This is a genomic window from Isoptericola sp. NPDC057191, assembly GCF_042670225.1.
Lineage (GTDB): Bacteria > Actinomycetota > Actinomycetes > Actinomycetales > Cellulomonadaceae > Isoptericola.
Map to the genome: position 1 here is coordinate 1 of NZ_JBHUWC010000066.1, position 19,098 is coordinate 19,098.

General features: G+C 75.8%; 14 protein-coding genes. 7 read left to right on the forward strand and 7 right to left on the reverse strand.

Annotated features, from left to right (window positions below; all coding sequences use genetic code 11):
* On the reverse strand, positions 1-510 hold a 510-nt coding region (locus tag ACFT55_RS10470; protein WP_380243778.1), incomplete at its 3' end, for a M48 family metallopeptidase.
* Positions 511-641: 131 nt separating this feature from the next.
* On the opposite strand from ACFT55_RS10470, the gene ACFT55_RS10475 reads away from it, so the two are divergent.
* Positions 642-1,715: a ThiF family adenylyltransferase gene (locus tag ACFT55_RS10475; protein ID WP_380243765.1), complete on the forward strand. Its 1,074-nt coding sequence runs from the start codon at positions 642-644 to the stop codon at positions 1,713-1,715.
* Between the two features lie 115 nt (positions 1,716-1,830).
* On the opposite strand, the gene ACFT55_RS10480 is transcribed toward ACFT55_RS10475, so the two are convergent.
* Both ACFT55_RS10480 and ACFT55_RS10485 read right to left on the reverse strand, forming a co-directional pair.
* The gene (locus ACFT55_RS10480) at positions 1,831-2,202 is read right to left on the reverse strand and encodes a WhiB family transcriptional regulator (RefSeq protein WP_380243766.1); all 372 of its coding nucleotides are present in this window, start codon (positions 2,200-2,202) and stop codon (positions 1,831-1,833) included.
* Between the two features lie 524 nt (positions 2,203-2,726).
* On the reverse strand, positions 2,727-4,760 hold the full coding sequence (locus tag ACFT55_RS10485) for an ATP-dependent helicase (RefSeq protein WP_380243767.1): 2,034 nt from the start codon (positions 4,758-4,760) through the stop codon (positions 2,727-2,729).
* A gap of 82 nt (positions 4,761-4,842) precedes the next feature.
* On the opposite strand from ACFT55_RS10485, the gene ACFT55_RS10490 reads away from it, so the two are divergent.
* Entirely contained in the window at positions 4,843-5,112 is a 270-nt protein-coding gene (locus ACFT55_RS10490) for a mycoredoxin (protein ID WP_380243768.1), read from the forward strand.
* A gap of 48 nt (positions 5,113-5,160) precedes the next feature.
* Here the strand turns inward: ACFT55_RS10490 and nudC are convergent, their stop codons facing one another.
* Entirely contained in the window at positions 5,161-6,162 is a 1,002-nt protein-coding gene (gene nudC, locus ACFT55_RS10495; RefSeq protein ID WP_380243769.1) for an NAD(+) diphosphatase, read from the reverse strand.
* Positions 6,163-6,289: 127 nt separating this feature from the next.
* Between nudC and ACFT55_RS10500 the strand changes: the two genes are divergently transcribed.
* The 3 genes from ACFT55_RS10500 (at position 6,290) to cynS (ending at position 8,769) form a co-directional block, all read left to right on the forward strand.
* Positions 6,290-7,213: a macrolide 2'-phosphotransferase gene (locus ACFT55_RS10500; protein WP_380243770.1), complete on the forward strand. Its 924-nt coding sequence runs from the start codon at positions 6,290-6,292 to the stop codon at positions 7,211-7,213.
* Positions 7,214-7,390: 177 nt separating this feature from the next.
* The gene (locus ACFT55_RS10505) at positions 7,391-8,251 is read left to right on the forward strand and encodes a formate/nitrite transporter family protein (RefSeq protein ID WP_380243771.1); all 861 of its coding nucleotides are present in this window, start codon (positions 7,391-7,393) and stop codon (positions 8,249-8,251) included.
* Positions 8,252-8,319: 68 nt separating this feature from the next.
* Complete coding sequence (gene cynS, locus ACFT55_RS10510; protein WP_380243772.1) at positions 8,320-8,769, forward strand: cyanase; 450 nt, start codon at positions 8,320-8,322, stop codon at positions 8,767-8,769.
* A 19-nt stretch (positions 8,770-8,788) separates the two neighbouring features.
* Here cynS and ACFT55_RS10515 read toward each other — a convergent pair whose 3' ends face one another.
* Both ACFT55_RS10515 and ACFT55_RS10520 read right to left on the reverse strand, forming a co-directional pair.
* Positions 8,789-12,532, reverse strand: coding sequence for a UvrD-helicase domain-containing protein (locus ACFT55_RS10515; RefSeq protein WP_380243773.1), 3,744 nt, complete (start codon positions 12,530-12,532; stop codon positions 8,789-8,791).
* Positions 12,529-15,951: a PD-(D/E)XK nuclease family protein gene (locus ACFT55_RS10520; RefSeq protein ID WP_380243774.1), complete on the reverse strand. Its 3,423-nt coding sequence runs from the start codon at positions 15,949-15,951 to the stop codon at positions 12,529-12,531. Before ACFT55_RS10520 ends, ACFT55_RS10515 begins: the two co-directional genes overlap by 4 nt.
* A gap of 194 nt (positions 15,952-16,145) precedes the next feature.
* Here ACFT55_RS10520 and ACFT55_RS10525 point away from each other — a divergent pair, with 194 nt between their 5' ends.
* Entirely contained in the window at positions 16,146-16,373 is a 228-nt protein-coding gene (locus ACFT55_RS10525; protein WP_380243775.1) for a DUF3107 domain-containing protein, read from the forward strand.
* A gap of 24 nt (positions 16,374-16,397) precedes the next feature.
* Here ACFT55_RS10525 and ACFT55_RS10530 read toward each other — a convergent pair whose 3' ends face one another.
* Positions 16,398-17,060 carry a ferritin-like fold-containing protein gene (locus ACFT55_RS10530; protein ID WP_380243776.1) on the reverse strand — a complete coding sequence of 221 codons (663 nt, stop codon included), beginning with the start codon at positions 17,058-17,060 and terminating at the stop codon, positions 16,398-16,400.
* A gap of 293 nt (positions 17,061-17,353) precedes the next feature.
* Between ACFT55_RS10530 and ACFT55_RS10535 the strand changes: the two genes are divergently transcribed.
* Positions 17,354-19,018 (forward strand): DEAD/DEAH box helicase, encoded by a 1,665-nt coding sequence (locus ACFT55_RS10535; protein ID WP_380243777.1) that lies wholly within the window; start codon positions 17,354-17,356, stop codon positions 19,016-19,018.
* Positions 19,019-19,098: the final 80 nt, after the last annotated feature.

The window sequence follows — 19,098 nt, forward strand, 5'->3', positions numbered from 1 at the left end:
CTCCTGGCACGCGCCGACTTCGTCCTGGACGAAGGACACCCCCTCGAGGAAGCCGCGAGCGCGCTCGGTGCGCGGGTAGGCCTCCAGGAGCTGCCAGAAAGCGGGCCCGTGGCCCGCGTGGAGCAGGTGCGCCAGCTCGTGCAGCAGCACGTAGTCGAGCACCCACTCGGGCATCCCCTGCACCCGGGTCGAGATGCGGATCGAGCCGTCGACGAGCGTGCACGAGCCCCAGCGGCGACCCTGCTGCGGCGACCACGACACGCTGGTGGGCCGGGCCCGGCCGCCGAGATACCGTTCGGACAGCTCGTGCGCCCGCTCCACGAGCTGGGCGTCGGACGGGCGGCGGCGCCGCTCCTTGTCCTCGAGCCGGGCGAGCATCTTCGCCACCCACTCGCGCTCCTGCGCGCGGGAGAAGCGCGCGGGAATGGCCACGACGGTACGCTCTCCGTCGCGGTAGGCGCTCACCGTGGCGGTCCGCCGGCGGCTGCGCCGGACCTCCACCGACGTCATCGTGTCGTGGGCCACGGAACCGACCGTACCGGGGAATCGTGCCGTTGGGGCGGCAGAACACGCCTCACCTGCCCCGGAAGGCCTGTGGACGGCCCGCCGAGAGCGCCCGCGGCACGTGTCAGGGTGACCGCATGGCAGACGGCGAGCCCCCGGAGAGCGCGACCAGCCCCCCGCTGGCGCTACGCCCCGCGACGCCCGTGCTCGACCACGGCGAGGGCGAGGTCCAGCTCGGCACCGACCCGCGGTGGAGCCTGGTGCTGTCCGGCCTGGCCGAGCACGAGTCCCGCTGGTTGCGCGACCTCGGGTCCCGGCACCATCGCTCGCTGGACCGCAGCGCCCGGTACTGGGGCGTCACCTCCGCACGCCGGACGCAGATCGTGGGCGCGCTGACGGACGGCGGGTTCCTCGTCCCTGCTCCCGCCGGCGGTCCGACCTCGACCTCCGCCGCATGGTCGCCCGACGTCGCGGTGCTGGGTGCGCTGCGGCCCGACGGGTCCGGGGCGGCCACGCTCGCGCGACGCCAGGGTCGCAGCGTCGGCCTGCACGGCCTGGGGCGTCTCGGTGCCGTGCTGGCGGAGCTCCTGGCGACCGCCGGGGTCGGGACGCTCGTGCTCGATGACCGCGCCCCCGTGCACGTCGGCGACCTGGGCCTCGGCGGGTACTCCCGGGCCGACGTCGGCCGGCCGCGCGAGGAGGCGGCGTCCGCCCTCCTGGCGGGCCGGCACCCCGATCTCCGGGTGGGGACGGCGCTGCCCGACGCCGGACCGCCCGACGTCGTCGTCGTGGTCGAGTCGCACGCCGTGCGCCCGGAGCGCTACGAGCGCCTCCTGGGCACCGCCGTCCCGCACCTGCCGGTCGTGGTCCGCGAGGCGGACGTCCTCGTCGGCCCGCTCGTGCTGCCCGGGCGGTCGGCCTGCGTGGGGTGCGTCGACCGGCACGCGGCCGACGCGGACCGGGCCTGGCCGCACGTGGTCGCCGACCTGGGCCGCCGGCCGTCGTGGGACGTCGCCCACGAGACCACGCTCGCAGCGTCGGCGGCCGCTCTCGCCGCCGGGCAGGTGCTGGCCCTGCTCGACGGCGCCGCCCCCGCCGCGGTCGGGCGCGTGCTGGAGGTGGCTCTCCCGGAGGCGATGCCCCGGGCGCGCGAGGTCGCGCCGCACGCCGGCTGCGGCTGCACGCGCCTGCCTGCGCGGGCGCGGGAATGACGACGGGCCCCCGGCGAGATCGAGGAAGGCCGGCCGCACGTGGTGCGGACGCACTTCCTCGGGTCTCGCCGGAGGCCCGTGTGCTCAGCGCTCCGGGGATCCCGGGCGCCAGGCGTCATGCTGCGACGGTCTCCGACTTCCGGGGCCGGCCGCGACCACGCTTGCGGGCGACGACCTTTCCGTCGACGAAGACCTCACCACCCCACACGCCCCACGGCTCCTGACGCTCGAGGGCGCCGGCGAGGCAGCCGGCCTGCAGCGGGCAGGCGCGGCAGAGCGCCTTGGCCTCCTCGACCTGGGTGGTGTGCTCGGCGAACCACAGCTCGGGGTCGCCCGTGCGACAGGGCAGGAGCGCCGCGAACTGGCGGTCGAGCTCGGCCACCTCGGCCGGGCTCTGGGTGAGGGGTTGATGCGGGGTCCAGGGGCCGGAGCCGCCCTGGGGGATCGTGTCGAGCAGCCGCTCGTCCAACAGCTGTGCGAGACGCACGAGTTCCTCCGTCAGGTCCATGGGTGATGTGAACGTCGGTGTTCAGGACCTGCGGGTGGACCCCTGGCGTCAGGGGGCCGGCTCGATCGACCTGGTGAGGTCTTCTTCCCTGGGCGGAAAGACGAAAGCCGCGGGTCCCGGGGGGACTCCGCGGCCTGGACCGGTGGCTAGACCGGACAGCTCCAGGGGGCGGAGTCGGGTGCGATGTGGAGATCGGCGAGGCCTGCTCCGTGCTTCCGCGCACGGAACGGGCGGACAGCGCTGAGCTCGCCAAAGGCAGACTTGTACCCCGGCGCGCCAACAGACGCGTTCGCCATCACGATCTGAATCATCGTGTCCATCTTGTGCACCCACCTCCTCACTCTTCTCGGACGATCCGCCTCTCGGCAGACGCCACTTCCGTCTGGGACTCTCCGAGCATAGACGGCCGGGCCGCGACCGCCACATCTTTTTTAAGGAATTTCTCGGACCAGTTTCCCGGGGCGGTCCCGGCAGGCCTCCGGACCGCCCGTCCGCCGCGTGATCTAGCCGTTCGCGTCCGCGACGATCGCCAGGATCGTCTGCCCGTACCGGTCGATCTTCGCCGGGCCGACGCCGTTGACGCGGGCCAGCTGTGCCACGGACGTCGGCTTGAGCTCCGCGATCGCGGCGAGCGTCGCGTCGCCCAGCACCGTGAACGCCGGCTTGTCGATCTCGCGCGCCACCGACAGCCGCCACTCCCGCAGCGCGTCGAACAAGGCGACGTCGTGCTCTCCGGTGAGCCGCTCCCGCGCCTGCCCCCGCGCCGTCCGGGTGCGTCCGCGCGAGGACGGGTCGTCCGGCCACAGCCCGTCGAGGAAGCGCGTGCGCTTGCGCGTCGCTCGGCCGCCCGGGTTCCGGGACCGCGCGAACGACAGCTCGAGGTGCTCGCGCGCCCGCGTCACGCCCACGTAGAGCAGCCGGCGCTCCTCGGCCACCGCCTCGTCCGTCTCGGCGAGGGAGATCGGCATGAGGCCCTCGCTGACGCCGGCGAGGAAGACGGCGTCCCACTCGAGGCCCTTCGCCGCGTGCAGCGAGGCCAGGGTGACGCCCTCGACCGTCGGGGCGTGCTGCGCCGACGCACGTTCCTCCAGCTCTCCGACGAGCGTCGCCATCGTGGCCGGGGTGTCCTCGGGCGCGGCGGCCGCGACGTCGTCCGCCAGACCGACGAGCGCCTGCATCGCCTCCCACCGTTCCCGCGTCGCCCCACGGGCGGCGGGCGGCTGCTCCGACCAGCCCGCCGAGGTCAGCACGTCGCGCACCTGCTCCGGCATCGGCTGGTCCGGGTCCGCCGACCGGGCGGCGCCGCGCAGCAGCACGATCGCGTCGCGGACCTCCTTGCGCTGGAAGAACCGCTCGCCGCCGCGCACGAGGTAGCTGATGCCCGCGTCGGCGAGGGCCGACTCGAACGCCGCCGACTGCGCGTTGGTCCGGTACAGCACGGCGATCTCGCTGGGCCGCACGCCCGACGCGATGAGGCGGCCGGCGCGGGCGGCGATGCCGGTGGCCTCGGCGTCGTCGTCGTCGTACGTCGTGAAGCTCGCGGGCGGCCCCGGTGGCCGCTGCGCGACGAGCTCGAGCGCGCCCGGCACGCGGCCGCGGCGGAGCACCTGGTTGGCGAGGTGCACGACCTGCGGCGTGGACCGGTAGTCGCGCACCAGGCGCACGACCTGGGCGTCCGTGTAGGTGCGCGTGAAGTCGAGCAGGTAGTGCGGCGTCGCCCCGGTGAAGGAGTAGATCGTCTGCGACGGGTCACCGACGACGCACAGCTCCTTGCGGCCGCCCAGCCACTGGTCGAGCAGGAACTGCTGCAGCGGCGAGACGTCCTGGTACTCGTCGACGACGAAGTGCCGGTACTGGGACCGCACCTCGTCGGCCACCTGGCGGTGCGAGTTCAGCATGTCCGCGAGCATGAGCAGGACGTCCTCGAAGTCGATGACGCCCCGCTCCGTCTTGACGTCCTCGTAGGCCGTGATGAGGCGCGCGACCGTCTGGTGGTCGTAGCCCGACGGCGCGGGCCGGTCGTCCGCCGCCGCGGCGCGCACGTAGTCCTCCGCCGTCACCAGCGAGACCTTGGCCCACTCCACCTCGGACGACAGGTCACGGACGGCGACGCGGTCGACGCTCACGCCGACGCGGCGTGCCGCCTCCGCGACGGCAGGCGCCTTGTGCTCGAGGATCCGCGGCGGCGCACCGCCCACGACGCGCGGCCAGAAGTACCCGAGCTGGCGCAGCGCGGCCGCGTGGAACGTGCGCGCCTGGACGCCGGCCACCCCGAGGTCGCGCAGGCGGGTACGCATCTCCCCCGCGGCGCGGGCCGTGAACGTCACCGCGAGGACGGACGTCGGCTTGTAGGCCCCGGAACGGACGCCGTACGCGATGCGGTGCGTGATCGCGCGCGTCTTGCCCGTGCCCGCGCCCGCGAGGACGCACACCGGGCCGGCGAGGGCGAGCGCCACGTCCCGCTGCTCGGGGTCGAGGGCGTCGAGGATCGCGTCGGGATGAACGAGGGCGTCCGAGGAGTTGGTGGCTGTCGACATCGTCTGCGATTCTCGCAGCCGTCGCCCACACGCCGCGACCGTCGTCCCCAGGCGCGGCCGCCACCAGACCCAGGAGGACCCGATGACCGACGCCGCGCCGCAGCTCCCCGAGCCGGGCACCGTCACGATGTACTCGACCGCGTGGTGCGGCTACTGCCGCCGCCTGCGCACCCAGCTGGACTCCGAGGGCATCGGCTACACGGTCGTCGACATCGAGGACCAGCCCGAGACGGCGGAGTTCGTCGAGCAGGTCAACGGCGGCAACCGCACCGTCCCGACCGTCGTCTTCCCCGACGGGTCCGCCGCGACGAACCCGTCGCTGAACGACGTGCGGGCGCGCCTCGCGGCCTGAGCCGACCCTGCCGCTCAGCCGGCAGTAGGCCCGGCAGCCGGCCGGCAGTCAGCCCGGCAGCTCGGCGCCATACCACTCCTCGACGAGGGCGCGCGCGATGGACGGGCGACCCGGCAGGCCCACCTCTCCGGCCTGCACGCCTGCGGCCAGCTCCTCGCGCGTGAACCACCGCGCGGCCGTCACCTCCGCGCCGTCCACCTGGACGTCGGTGGAGGTCGCCCGCGCCCGGAACCCCAGCATGAGCGAGGCCGGGAACGGCCACGGCTGGCTCCCCCGGTACACGACGTCGCCCGGCGCGACGCCGATCACGACCGACGTCTCCTCGGCGACCTCACGGCGCACCGCCTGCTCGAGCCCCTCGCCCGGCTCGACGTAGCCCGCGAGGGTCGAGAACCGGCCCTCCGGCCAGTGCGCCGCGTGCCCCAGGAGCAGCCGGTCCGCGTCGTCCACCACCGCCATGATCACGGCCGGGTCGGTGCGCGGGTAGATCTCCACGTCCTGCGCCGGGCAGCGCCGGACCCAGCCTGCCTGCTCGACGAGGGTCGGCTCCCCGCAGCGCGGGCACCGCTCGTGCGACGCGTGCCAGGCGGCCAGGGCGACCGCCTCGGACGCGAGCGCGTCGCGGCGCCGTCCGCCGACCTCGCGCAGGCCCGCCCACCTGTGCTCGCGGGCCAGTCGCGTGGCAGGCGAGGCCGGGGACACGCCCTCGATCCCGACGGCGTCGGCGTCCGCCTCGTCCGGGAGCACGAGGGCGAGCAGCCCCGCCCCGTCCTCCTCGCCGAGGAACAGCCAGCGGTGCCCGGGCACCTGCGCGTCGGGGCGGTCGGCCCGCTCGGGCTCGGCGGGCAGCCCGGCCACGGCCGACGGGTCGACGAGCAGCACGTCGCCCGCGGTGTCGACCGCCACCCGGCCGCGCAGCACCAGCAGGACCCGGGACGCGGGGTCGGCGAGCAGGCGAGGCAGCAGCCCGCGTTCCACCCGGCGCTCCGAGGCGCGGTCGTGGGTGGCGCGGGTGTAGCTGAGGTCGGGGAGGGGGAACGGAGCCGTCACGCCCCGACCGTACCCGCCGCCCTGCTGCCGAGGTGATGCCGCCCGGCCGCGGCCCCGCCGACGACGCCGGCGGACACGCGCGCCGCGGTGCGCCCGGGCAGGCCCCGCCAACGTCTACGGTGGGCGGGTGCCACGCAGTCCGCTCGCCCTCGCCGCCCTCGCGACGGCCGCCGTCCCGGGCCTGGACGCTCGTTCGGTCCGCCCCGAGGAGCTCCCGGGCGACTACGACGTCGCCGTCGTCACCGCCGACGACGGCGTCGACTGGCTCGTGCGCGCGCCTCGCACCACGATGGCCGGTGCCGCGCTCGAGGCCGAGACGGAGCTGCTCGAGGCGCTGCACCTGTACGTGGACGCCGGCGTGCTGCCGTTCACCGTGCCGCAGGTCGCGGGCTTCGCGCTGCTGCCGGAGGGCGGGCGTGCCGTCGTGCACCGGCACGTGACCGGTACCGCGCTCGACCTGGAGGCCCTGCGCCCCGGACCGGGCCTCGCCGCCGATCTCGGCCGCACGCTCGCCGCGGTGCACGAGCTGCCCGCGTCGGTCGTCGAGTCCTGCGGGCTGCCGTCCTACACCGCGACCGAGTATCGCGAGCGGCGCCTCGTGGAGCTCGACGAGGCGGCCGCGACCGGCCTCGTGCCGCCCACGCTCCTGCGACGCTGGGAGGCTGCGCTCGAGGACGTCGCCCTGTGGCGGTTCCAGCCCGTCGTCGTGCACGGCGACCTCGCCACGGACCAGATGCTGGTCACCGGCGGCCGGGTCACCGCGATCAGCGGCTGGTCCGACGCCCGTGTCGCCGACCCGGCCGACGATCTCGCCTGGCTGCTCGTGGCCGCCCCGCCCGACGCCGTGGACTCGATCATGGAGGCGTACCAGCTGCGCCGCACCGAGCTGCACGACGCGCGCCTCGTCGACCGCGCGCTGCTCGTGGGCGAGCTGGCCCTCGCCCGCTGGCTGCTGCACGGCGTGCGCCGCGGGCTGCCCGACGTCGTCGCCGACGCCGAGGCGATGCTGGCGGACCTCGACGAGGCGACCCGCGAGGACGCTCCCGCCTGAGCCCGGCCCGCGGGCCTCACGACGCGGCAGGCGGGCCTGCGAGGTCGCGGAAACGTGGGGCTCATGGGCTTCGGCCGGACCGAAACACGACCTCAACGCGGCGGCGACGTGGCCACAACGTGCGACGGACAGACTCGGCGGCACGCAAGCGCCACCACTCCCGCCGAAGGGGCCGCCATGTCGTACGTGATGCCGCAGGACTTCGTCTCGCAGATGATCGCCACGGGTGAGAAGAAGCTGTTCATGTCCACCCGGGACACCCTCATCCGCTCGTTCATGGGTGGCGCGATCCTGGCGCTGGCTGCCGCGATGGCGGTGACCGTCTCGACGAACACCGGCAACCCGCTGCTCGGGGCCGTCTTCTTCCCGATCGGCTTCATCATGCTGTACCTGATGGGCTTCGACCTGCTCACCGGGGTGTTCACGCTGGTCCCGTTCGCCGTCATCGCCCGACGGCCCGGCGCCACCTGGGGCGGCGTGTGGCGCAACTGGGGGCTCGTGTTCTGCGGCAACTTCGCCGGAGCCTTCACGGTGGCCGTGCTCATGGCGATCACGTTCACCTACGGCTTCTCCGTGGCGCCGAACGAGGTGGGCCAGGCGATCGGCCACATCGGGGAGAGCCGCACCGTCGGGTACGCCGACCACGGCGCCGCGGGCATGCTCACCCTGTTCGTGCGCGGCGTGCTGTGCAACTGGATGGTGTCCACCGGCGTCGTCGCGTTCCTCATGTCGAAGGACACGATCAGCAAGGCCGTCGTGATGTGGATGCCGGTCTTCCTGTTCTTCTACCTGGGCTTCGAGCACTCCGTGGTGAACATGTTCCTCTTCCCGTCGGGGCTCCTGCTCGGCGGCGACTTCACGGTCGCGGACTACCTCGTGTGGAACGAGCTGCCCACCGTGCTCGGCAACCTCGTCGGAGGCCTGACGTTCGTCGGTCTGCCCCTCTACCTCACCCACTACCGCACCCGGCCCGAGCGCGGACGCCCCGCGCCTGTCGAGCCGGCTGCCGCCGACCGCGTCGCCACCCCGGTCGGCTGAGGCTGCCGGACGACCGGACCGAAGACCTGGACCTGGACCTGGACCTGGACCTGGACCGAAGGAGACCGATGGACCCGATCATGACCAAGGCGGCCGCCGCCGAGCAGGTGGTGACCGCCCGCCTGCGTTCCGGGCTGACCTGGCAGGAGGTCGCCGACGCGCTCGGCACCCCGCTCGTCTGGACGACGGCGGCCCTGCTGGGCAACCATCCGATGACCGCCGACCAGGCGGCCGCCGCGTGCACCGTGCTGGGACTGGGCGACGACGTCGCCGAGGCGTTGCGGCTTCAGCCGTACCGCGTGCGCGACGAGGCCGTGCTCAGCGACCCGACGATCTACCGCTTCAGCGAGGCGCTGGCCGTGTACGGTCCCGCGCTGAAGGAGCTCATCCACGAGGAGTTCGGGGACGGCATCATGTCGGCCATCAACTTCCGGGTGGACATCGAGCGCCGGCCCGACCCCGACGGTGACCGCGTGGTCGTGACCCTCGACGGGAAGTTCCTCGACTACCGCTGGTGACGGCCAGCGCTGGTGACGGTCAGGCGCCGCGCACCAGCGCCTCCAGCTCCGCCTCGTCGAGCAGCCGGCGCGGACGCACGGTGGTGCCGCTCGCCACGTACACGAACGCGGCGGACACCCGGTCCAGCGGCAGCCCCGTGTACCGCGACCACGCCAGCCGGTAGACCGCGAGCTGCACCTCCCGCGCCGAGCGGGCGGCGGCGTCCCGCGGCTCGTGGCCCGTCTTCCAGTCCACGACGACGACGGCGGGCGCCGCGCCGTCCTCCGAGGGCACGCCGTCCGGGTCCGCGAACACGGCGTCGATCCGGCTGCGGAGCATGACCCCGGCGACGGGGGTCTCCACGTCGACCTCGACGGCGAGCGGCACCCGGGCCGCCCACGGCGAGTCCAGGAACCGTTCCCGCAACGTCTCGAGGTCGACGTCCGGGGCGATCTCGCCGTCCTCGGCTCCCGGCAGGTCGTCGACGTCGACCAGCGACGAGGACGTGAAGAACCGTTCGACCCACTCGTGGAAGCGGGTGCCTCGGCGAGCGTGCACCGTGGGCTCCTGCGGCACAGGTCGGCGCAGCTGGAGCGCGAAGCCCGTGCGGTCGCCGGCGAGCCGGACCAGGCCCGACGCCGAGACGTGCGCCGGCATCTCCACCTCGCGCGACGCCCGCTCCCCTCGCTCGGTCAGCAGCGTGCGGGCCAGCACGACCAGGTCCCGGCCGGAACCGTCGCGCAGCACGCCCGTCGTCGCGCCGTCGCCCGACGCCCGCGCCGCGTCCACCCGGGCGGCGGTGCGGCGCAGCAGGTCGCGCGGTGTCGGGCCGGGGGCGGGCTCCGCCCCGTCGGGAGAGGAGCCGTCAGGAGCGAGGTCGTCGGGACCAAGACTGTCGGGTCCGGAACCGCCTGGGCCGGAACCGCCTGGGCCGGAACCGGGAGAACCGGCGTCGGGCGCAGGCCACGGGGCGGCGTGCTCCTCGGCGTCGCGCGGGTTCCCGGCTGCCGGGTCGGGCGGCTCGACCCAGCCGCGCGTGTCCACGACGCCCGCCTCGGCGAGCTCGGTGAGGAACGGCGACACCCGGCGCGGCGAGCTGCCGCTGCCCCACCAGTGCGCCGTGAGGAACAGCTCCCGGCGCGCGCGCGTGAACGCGACGTACGCGAGACGGCGCTCCTCGGCCAGGCGGTGCGCGCCGGAGTCCGCGCGGAACTGGTCGCGCCGCGCGGCGAGGTCCTTCGTGTCGGTCGCGTCCGCCCAGGTGAACTCGGGAAGGTCGGCGGCGTCACCGCGCAGGTGGTACGGCAGGGAGGTGACGTCGGTGAGCCAGCCACCGTCCAGCCGTCCCTGGGACGACTCCGCCTGGCTCGGGAAGATGCCGTCCACGAGGCCCGGCACCGCCACGACGTCCCACTCCAGCCCCTTGGCGGCGTGCGCGGTGATGACCTGCACGGCGTCCGGGTCCGGCTCGCGGACCGGCATGTCGAGGCCGCGCTCCTGGTCGCCCGCGACGCCGAGCCACGCGAGGAACGCCCCCAGGGTCGCGACGTCGGCGGACTGCGCGAAGCTCGCCGCGACGTCGCGGAACGCGTCCAGGTGCTCGCGGCCGCGCAGGCTCACGCCCGCCGCGGCCGGACCGAGACCGGCGGGCGCACCGGCCACCTCGGGCGCGAGCGCACCGGCGAGGACCTGGGCCGTCGCCACCTCCACGTCGAGCCCGAGAGCGCGCTCGGCCGCGACCACCAGCTCGGGGAGCGACAGGTACGTGAGGCCCCGCAGCTCGCGCAGCAGCCGCGCCAACGCCGTCAGCCGCCCGTGGCCCGCCGCGGACAGGACCCTGCCGTCGCGGGCGGCCCGGCCCGGCGCGGGCAGGTCGTCGAGGGCGTCCACGATCGACCGGTGGTCCACCACGTCGCCCTCGATCACGACCGGAGCGTCGTCGTCGCCGTCCGGGCCGCCCGATGCCGGGCCGCTCGATGCCGGGGCGCCCGGCCGTGCCGTGTCGAGGCGTGCCAGGTCCGCCGCCCACGAGCCGAGCGCGTGCAGGTCGGCCGCGCCGAGCGCGACCCGGGGACCCGTGAGCAGCCGCAGCAGCGAGTCGCCGCGGGAGGGGTCGTGCACCGCCTCCAGCAGCGCGACGACGTCGACGACCTCGGGGGTGGACAGCAGCCCGCCCAGGCCGACGACCTCCACCGGCAGGCCGCGGCGCCGCAGCGCGACCTCGACGGCCGCGAACTGCGACCGTGCCCGGCACAGCACGGCGGCCGTGACCCGGTCCGAGCCGTCGCGACGCGTGGCGCGACGCCAGCGGGCGGCCACGAACTCCGCGGCAGCGGCGGCCTCCTCCTCGCTCGTGGCCGCGACGTGCGCGTGCACCGTGCCCGTGCCGGCACCGGGCCGCAGGTCCAGCGGCGGGACGTCCACCCCGGTGCCGACCGACCGCGCCCGCTCCCGCAGCGGGGCCGCGGCGACGTTCGCCGCGGCCAGCACCGCCGCGTCGTTGCGCCACGACGTGCTGAGGTATCGCACCGCCGCCGGCGCCCCGCCGCGGGTGCGGAACCGCTCGCCGAACCGCGCCAGCCCGGACGCCGACGCCCCTCGCCAGCCGTAGATCGACTGGTGCGGGTCGCCGACGGCGGTGACGGCGTGGCCGCCGCCGAACAGCCCGGCCAGCAGCTCCACCTGGGCGTACGACGTGTCCTGGTACTCGTCGAGGAGGACGACCGGGTAGCGGGCGCGCTCCGTCGCCCCGACCGCCGGCACCGACCGCGCGAGCTCGGCGGCGAACGCGATCTGGTCGCCGAAGTCGAGGGCGTCGGCGACACGCTTGCGCCGGCGGTACTCCGCGACGAGGTCGAGCAGCCGGACCCGTTCCGCGACGGAGTCGACGAGGCCCTGGATCTCCTTGGTGCGCTTCTTCTGACGGGGCCCGAGCGGCACCGCGTCGAGGCGCGCGACGACGTCCGCGAGCGCGTCGCGCGCGTCGTCCACCGCAAGCAGGTGCTCCCCCAGCTCCCCCGACAGCGCGAGCACCGCCCCGACGACGGTGCTCACGGCGCGGTCCGTGCCGAGGTCGTCGGCCCACGACTCCACGACCTGCGCCGCGAGCTGCCACTGGTTGGCCTCGCCCAGCAGCCGCGAGCCCGGCTCGATGCCCAGCCGCAGCCCGTGGTCGGCGACGAGGGAGGCGGCGTACGCGTTGTACGTGGCGACCGTGGGCCGAGCGAGCAGGTCGAGGCCCGACGTCGCCCTGCCCTGCGCCCGGGCCAGCTGCGCGAGCCGCGACTGCACGCGCTGCGTGAGCTCCGCCGCGGCCTTGCGGGTGAAGGTCAGGCCGAGCACCTCCTCCGGCGCGACCAGCTCGTTGGCGATCAGCCACACCACGCGGGCCGCCATCGTCTCCGTCTTGCCCGAGCCGGCGCCGGCGACGACGAGCACGGGGTCCAGCGGTGCCTCGATGACCGCCACCTGCTCGTCGGTGGGCGCGGGGCGTCCGAGCAGCTCCGCGATCTCGCGGGCGGACAGCCGGGGCGTGACGGGTTCGTCGGCGTGCGTCCCCGTGCCGGCCAGTGCCGCGTCGTCGAACAGCACCGCGTCCGGGTCGGCGGCGACCGCGCCGCCGAGCCCCGCGAGCTCCGGGAACCCGAGCACCGCCTCGCGCCCGGGCTCCCCGAGGGCCGCCCACGCGTCGTCGGCGAACGCCCCGGCGGCGTCGTCGAGGTCGTCGCGGTCGTCGCGGCGCGGCCCGGACGCGGCCGGCCCCGTCGTACCGTCCCCGGTCATCCGATCACGTTCCTTCCTTCGGGCTGCACGGGGCACGACCGCCGCACGGGGCACATGGGGCACAGGTCGTTCTCGTGCGCGGTGAACCGGGCGGCTGCCATCGTGTTGGCGGCGCTCTCGACGAGCGCCCGGGCCCAGCTCGACCCGTCCGCCTCGACCGGCAGGGCCGGCTGGCTGCGCAGGGTGGGCGCCACGGTCGGCGTCCCGACGTACACCAGGCGGGCGCCCGCGCTGGGCGTGCCCGGCGGCAGGTCCAGCGCACCCTCGGTCACCGCGAGCTGGTAGGCGCCGAGCTGCGGGTGCTCGGTCGCCTTGGCGCGCGCGGGTGCCGTCCTGCCCGTCTTGAGGTCCGCGACCGTCACGCCCTCGTCGCCGGCGTCCTCCACCCGGTCGATCTTGCCCCGCAGCCGCGCCCGGCCCACGGTGAGCTCGAACGCCGGCTCCACGAGCAGCGGGTCGCCCGCCTCGGCGTAGTACGCCGCGAGACGCTCGATCATCTGCTCGGCCCGGCGGCGCAGCTGACGGGCCGGCCACCCCTCGGGCAGCGCGAGCTCGGGCCAGCGTCGGTCGAGCTCGGCACGCAGCGCGGTGAGGGACGCCTTCGGGAGGTCTTCGGCGATCGCGTGGACCAGCGTGCCGAGGGTCTGGTGCGTGGCGTCCGGTGCGGTGGCGCCCGCGGACTCGAACGCCCACTTCAGCGCGCAGGTGCTGACCGTCTCGACCTTCGACGGCGAGACCGTCACCTCGTCGTCCGGGCCCCACAGCGGGGCGTCGCTCGACGTCGCGGCGACGCCGTACCAGGTGCGCGGGTCGGCCTCGGCGATCCCGGCGCCGGCCAGCTCGGCCAGGAGGGCGGCGGCGACCGTGGCGGGCCCGTCGAGCGTGGCGTCGTCGGCGCCGTCCGTCCCGGCAGCGCGGACCAGCGTGGCGCGCGCCTCGGCGACGACGCCGCGCAGGTCGAGGGGCGGCCCCACGGTCACCCGCCGCGGGTCCGGCCCGTCGGCGTCGTGCCCGTCGCCGTCCGGGTCCTGAGGCGGTGACACGAGGTCGAGGAACACCGACGGCGCGTCCTCCGCGTCCTCCACCGCCGTGACGACGAGGCGGCGGGACGCGCGCGAGGTCGCCACCGCGAACGCGCGCAGCTCGTCGGCCAGCACCTGCCGGCGGGCCTCCGGGCCCATCCCGTGGGCGTCGTCGGAGCGTCCGGCGAGCAGCTCCACCAGTGCCTGGGACCCGAGCAGCGAGTCGCGCAGCCGCAGGTCCGGCCACACCCCGTCCTGGACCCCCACCACCACGACGACGTCCCACTCGCGCCCCGCCGCGCCTGCCGGGGTCAGCGCCTCGACCGCGTGGGCGCCGGTGGCCGACGCCGCGAGGGAGTCCGCCGGAAGGTCCTGCGACGCGAGGTAGTCGACGAACGCCGCCACGGGGGCGCCCGGCATGCGGTCCACGTACGTCTCCGCCGCGCGGAACAGGGCGAGGACCGCGTCCAGGTCGCGGTCGGCACGTGCGCCGGCCGGGCCACCGGCCAGAGCCGCGTCGCGCCACCGGTCCGCGAGCCCGGTGGCCGCCCACACGGCCCACAGCACCGTCTGCGCCGTCGCGCCCGGCTCCGCGGCGGCCGCACGACCCGCGGCGAGGACGCGGGCGACCGCCGCCGGGCCGCGGCGCAGCGGGGCCGGGAGCGTCTCGGCCCGCGTCGGGTCGTCGAGCAGCTCGACCACCAGCGCGTCGGACGAGCGGCCGCCCCCGCCGGACAGCTCTTCGGCTCGCAGCGCCCGCCGCAGCCGCCGCAGCGCCACCGCGTCGAGCCCGCCCACCGGCGAGGTGAGCAGCAGGACCGCCGTCTCGGCGTCCAGGGCGGAGTCCGCCCCGGGGGCGGGCTCTCCGAGCTCGTCCGCCAGCAGCCGCTCGATGCCGCCCCCGGCGGCGCACACGCGCAGGGCGGCCAGCAGCGGTGACGCCGCCGGCTCGTCCCGCAGAGGAAGGTCGGAGCCGAGCAGCGCCACCGGCACCGAGGCCGCGACGAGGTCCCGCCGCAGCGAGGCCAGCCGGTCGCCGCTGCGGGCGACGACCGCCATCCGCTCCCACGGCGTGCCGTGCAGCAGGTGCTCGGCGCGCAGCTCGCGCGCCACGAACGCCGCCTCCTGCGCCGGGCCGGCCAGCACCGCGACCTGCACGCCGGCCGGAGCTGCCTCGCGGTCGTCCGGAGCTGCCGGGTCGGGACCGGACGGGTCGGGACCGGACGGGTCCGGACCGGACGAGTCGGGCACGTCGTCCTCCGGCCGCGCGCCGGCGCCCCGGTGCAGCGCCCCGGAGACCGTCGCGATGCGCGCCGTGACGGCACGGGTCACCGTGCGCAGGGCCTCCGGCTGGCGCCATGCCGTCCCGAGGACGACGGTGCGCGCGTCGAACGCCCCGACGACGCCCGGCCGCACGGGGGCGGCCGCGCGGCCCACCAGCCCGGGCGACGCGCCGCGGAAGCCCTGGACCGCGGAGTCCGGGTCGGCGAGCAGCACGAGGCGCGACCCGGCGTCCCGCAGCACGTGCAGGAGGCGGGCGGTGGCGACCGTCGCCTCCTGGTAGTCGTCCACGACCACCAGGTCCCAGGCGGGGCGCGGCACGCCCGGCAGCTCGTCGTCCCACGCCGCGAGGGCGTGCGCCGCCTCGTCGATCACACCCGCCGGGTCGTACCGGGCGCCCGAGTCCGGGGTGCCGAGCCGCAGCGTGGTGACGTCCAGGTACTCCTCGTACAGCTGCGCCGCGAGCACCCACTCCGGCCGCTCGTGCCGTCGCCCCAGCTCGTCGAGGTCCACCGGGCCCAGACCGCGCTCGGCCGCGCGCATCAGCAGGTCGCGCAGCTCCTGGCGCAGCCCGCGCAGGCCCAGCGACTCCTCGGGCAGCCCGGCCGGCAGCGCGAGGTCCGTGCCCTCGCCCGACAGGTGGCCCTCGAGCAGCTCGGCCAGCACCAGGTCCTGCTCCGGTCCCGAGACCAGGGTGGGCGCGGGCTCCCCGTGCGCCGCGGCCCGCGTGCGCAACACCGCGAACGCCGCGGACGCGGCCGTGCGCACCATCGGCGCCCCGACGGTGCGTCCCGCCCGCGCCGTCACCCGGTCACGCAGCCGGGCGGCGGCCCGGCGAGACGCGGCCAGCACCAGCACCCGCGACGGGTCGAGCGCGGCCGAGCCGCCGTCGTCGTGCCCGTCCTCCGCGCCGTCGGCGCCGAGCGCACGGACCGCGACCGCCGTCGCCACCGTGGTGCGGCCCGTGCCGGGAGCTCCGACCACGAGGGTCGCGGGCCCCTGGAGGGCCTCCGCGACGGCCGCCTCCTGCGTGGGGTCCAGCACGACGTCGGCCTCGGGCACGTCGGCGGGCGCCGGCGGGACGAGCCGCGGGGCGGTGAGGGTCGCTGACGTCACGGGACCGATTCGACCATGCCCCACCGACACCCCGGCGCAGCGCCCACCGGGCCCGCCGGTTTCACCCTCCGCTGACAAACGGCCGGCGAGCCCGTCCCTGGCCCGAGCCGTGGCTAGGATCGACGGGACGTCCGGGTGACCGGGAACGACAGACGCACGCCGGCCTGGCCGGCGCCGCTCGCGAAGGAGACAACGTGGAGATCACGATCGGTGTGCAGAACCTGGCCCGCGAGCTGGTCGTCGAGGCCGCCGGGACGGCGGAGGACGTGACCGCCTCCGTCCGGAAGGCCATCGCCGACGGCGGCGTGCTCGAGCTCACGGACGCGCGCGGCCGCACCATCCTGGTGCCCACGGCGACCATCGGGTACGTGGAGCTCGGCGCCGAGGAGCAGCGCAAGGTCGGCTTCGGGGGCGCCCTCTGACCTCGGCGGTCCCCGGGGGCGCCGTCAGGCCGCGAGGCCGATTCGGTCCATGCGGCGCGTGTGCTCCGCGGTGAGCCGCGCGACCAGCCACGACTGCACCGACGCCCCGCCGTCGGGCTCCGCCTCCCGGGCACCGGCCGCCAGCGTGGCGAGCGGCGGGTGCGCGGCCAGCAGCACCGGCACGAGGCCCAGCGCCTCGCCGACGACGCGTCGGCCCCAGAGCGCCAGGCGCGCGGCGAGCACGCCGTCCGACGACGCTGCCCCCGCGAGCACCGCGGTGGCGGCGTCGTCCGGTCGCGGCTCTCCGACCGCTCGCACGAACGCGTCCCGCCCGCCCGGCAGCCCCGCCGCGAGCTCGCGGCAGAGGTCCTGCGCGACGCCCAGGCCGACGACGCCCTTGAGCAGGCCCTCGGCCCAGGACCCCGGCGTCGTGCGGGCGTCGAAGTCGGCCAGCGCGCCGTCGAAGGGCGCCATGACCGTCGCGGCGTCGGGCGCCACGAGGTCGAGGAGCCGGACCTGGCGGCCCAGCGCCTCACCTGCGGCCGTGGCCAGCGTCTGCCGGGTGGCGAGGTCGGGGGCGTCCACCGAGCGGCTCGCCAGCAGCCCGAACGCCGCCAGCTCGGTGTAGCCGGCCAGCCCGACGAGCGTGGTCAGGGTCGGGTCGGGGGTGCTCCGCTGCTCGCTCACCGGCCCAGGATAGGGGCGTCCGTGCGGCACGACCGGCGTGTCCGGGGCCGCACCGCCGTGCGCGCAGCCCCCGTCGCGTACCATGGGAACGTACTTCGGTTGCCCGGTCGTCACGCTTTGACTCGACCGCAGCGGCCCGCGGCACCCCCGCGAGGCCTGAGCGACGTTCTTCCACGATCGGCTGCCGACCACCTCGGCGCTCATTGCGACCCGAACAGTGCGGCCCGTCGTCGGCCCTTCGGCCCCGTCCGGGAGCCCGGTCCGTGCGCGCCGACGAGCAGACGAAGGTACCCGTGACCACGACCGACCCCGCCGCCACCGCGGCCCCCACGGCTCCCGCCACCGGCGAGCCCGACTACTCCAGCCCCGCCGCCATCCAGGCGCAGGACGTCTCCTTCGCCGACTTCGGGGTGCGCCCCGAGATCGTCGAGGCCCTGCGCGAGTCCGGCATCACCCACCCCTTCCCCATCCAGGCGATGACGCTGCCGGTGGCGCTCCAGGGGCACGACATCATCGGCCAGGCCAAGACCGGGACGGGCAAGACCCTCGGGTTCGGCGTGCCGCTCCTGCACCGTGTCGTCGCCCCGGGCGAGCCCGGCTACGACGAGCTCCCCGCCCCCGGCAAGCCGCAGGCCCTCGTCGTCGCGCCGACCCGCGAGCTCGCCGTTCAGGTCGCCAACGACCTCGCCACCGCGTCGAAGAAGCGCTCGGTGCGCATCGCGCAGATCTACGGCGGCCGCGCGTACGAGCCGCAGATCGAGATGCTGAACAACGGTGTCGAGGTCGTCGTCGGCACGCCCGGCCGCATGGTCGACCTGCTGAACCAGGGCCACCTCAACCTCACCCGCGCGGCCACGGTCGTGCTGGACGAGGCCGACGAGATGCTCGACCTCGGCTTCCTGCCCGACGTCGAGAAGATCCTGTCGCGCACGCCCGCCGTGCGCCACACCATGCTGTTCAGCGCGACCATGCCCGGCCCGGTCGTCTCGATGGCCCGCCGCTACATGTCCCAGCCGACGCACATCCGCGCCGCCGAGCCGGACGACGACGGCGCCACCGTGAAGAACACGCGCCAGGTGGTCTACCGCGCCCACGCGCTGGACAAGGTCGAGGTGCTCGCCCGCCTGCTGCAGGCCGAGGGTCGTGGCCGCACCATCGTCTTCGCGCGGACCAAGCGCACCGCCGCGAAGGTGTCGGACGACCTGCGCGACCGCGGCTTCGCGGCCGGAGCCATCCACGGCGACCTCGGGCAGGGTGCGCGCGAGCAGGCGCTGCGCGCCTTCCGCCACGGCCACATCGACGTCCTCGTCGCGACCGACGTCGCCGCACGAGGCATCGACGTCGACGACGTCACGCACGTCGTGAACTACCAGTGCCCCGAGGACGAGCGCACCTACCTGCACCGCATCGGCCGCACCGGTCGTGCCGGCAAGCAGGGCACCGCGGTGACGTTCGTCGACTGGGACGACGTCCCCCGCTGGCAGCTCATCGACCGCACGCTGAACCTGGGCTTCCCGGAGCCCGTCGAGACGTACTCGAGCTCGCCGCACCTGTTCTCCGACCTCAGCATCCCCGAGGGCACGAAGGGCCGTCTGCCGAAGGACAAGCAGCAGCTCGCGGGCCTGGACGCGGAGGAGCTGGAGGACCTCGGCGAGACCGGCAAGCGCACCGGGTCTTCCGCTCCGCGCGGTCGTGACGGTGGTCGCGAAGGCGGTCGGGACGGCGGTTCGCGCGGCGGCTCCCGCTCCGGCCAGGGCTCCCGCTCCGGCCAGGGCTCGCGGGCCGGCCAGGGCTCGCGGGCCGGCCAGGGTGAGCGCTCGGGAGACGCTCCGCGCGACGGCGAGCGCGACGGCGACGGCGGGCAGGCCCGTCGCCGCAACCGCAACCGCCGACGCACCCGTGGCGGCCGTCCGGTCGAGGGCGGCCAGGCCGCTCCGCAGGCGCCGTCGGAGAGCTGACCTTCCAGGGCTGACCCCCCGCACGCAACGAGCGTGCTGACCTGCTCCTCAAGAACCTCGTTCGAGGAGCAGGTCAGCAC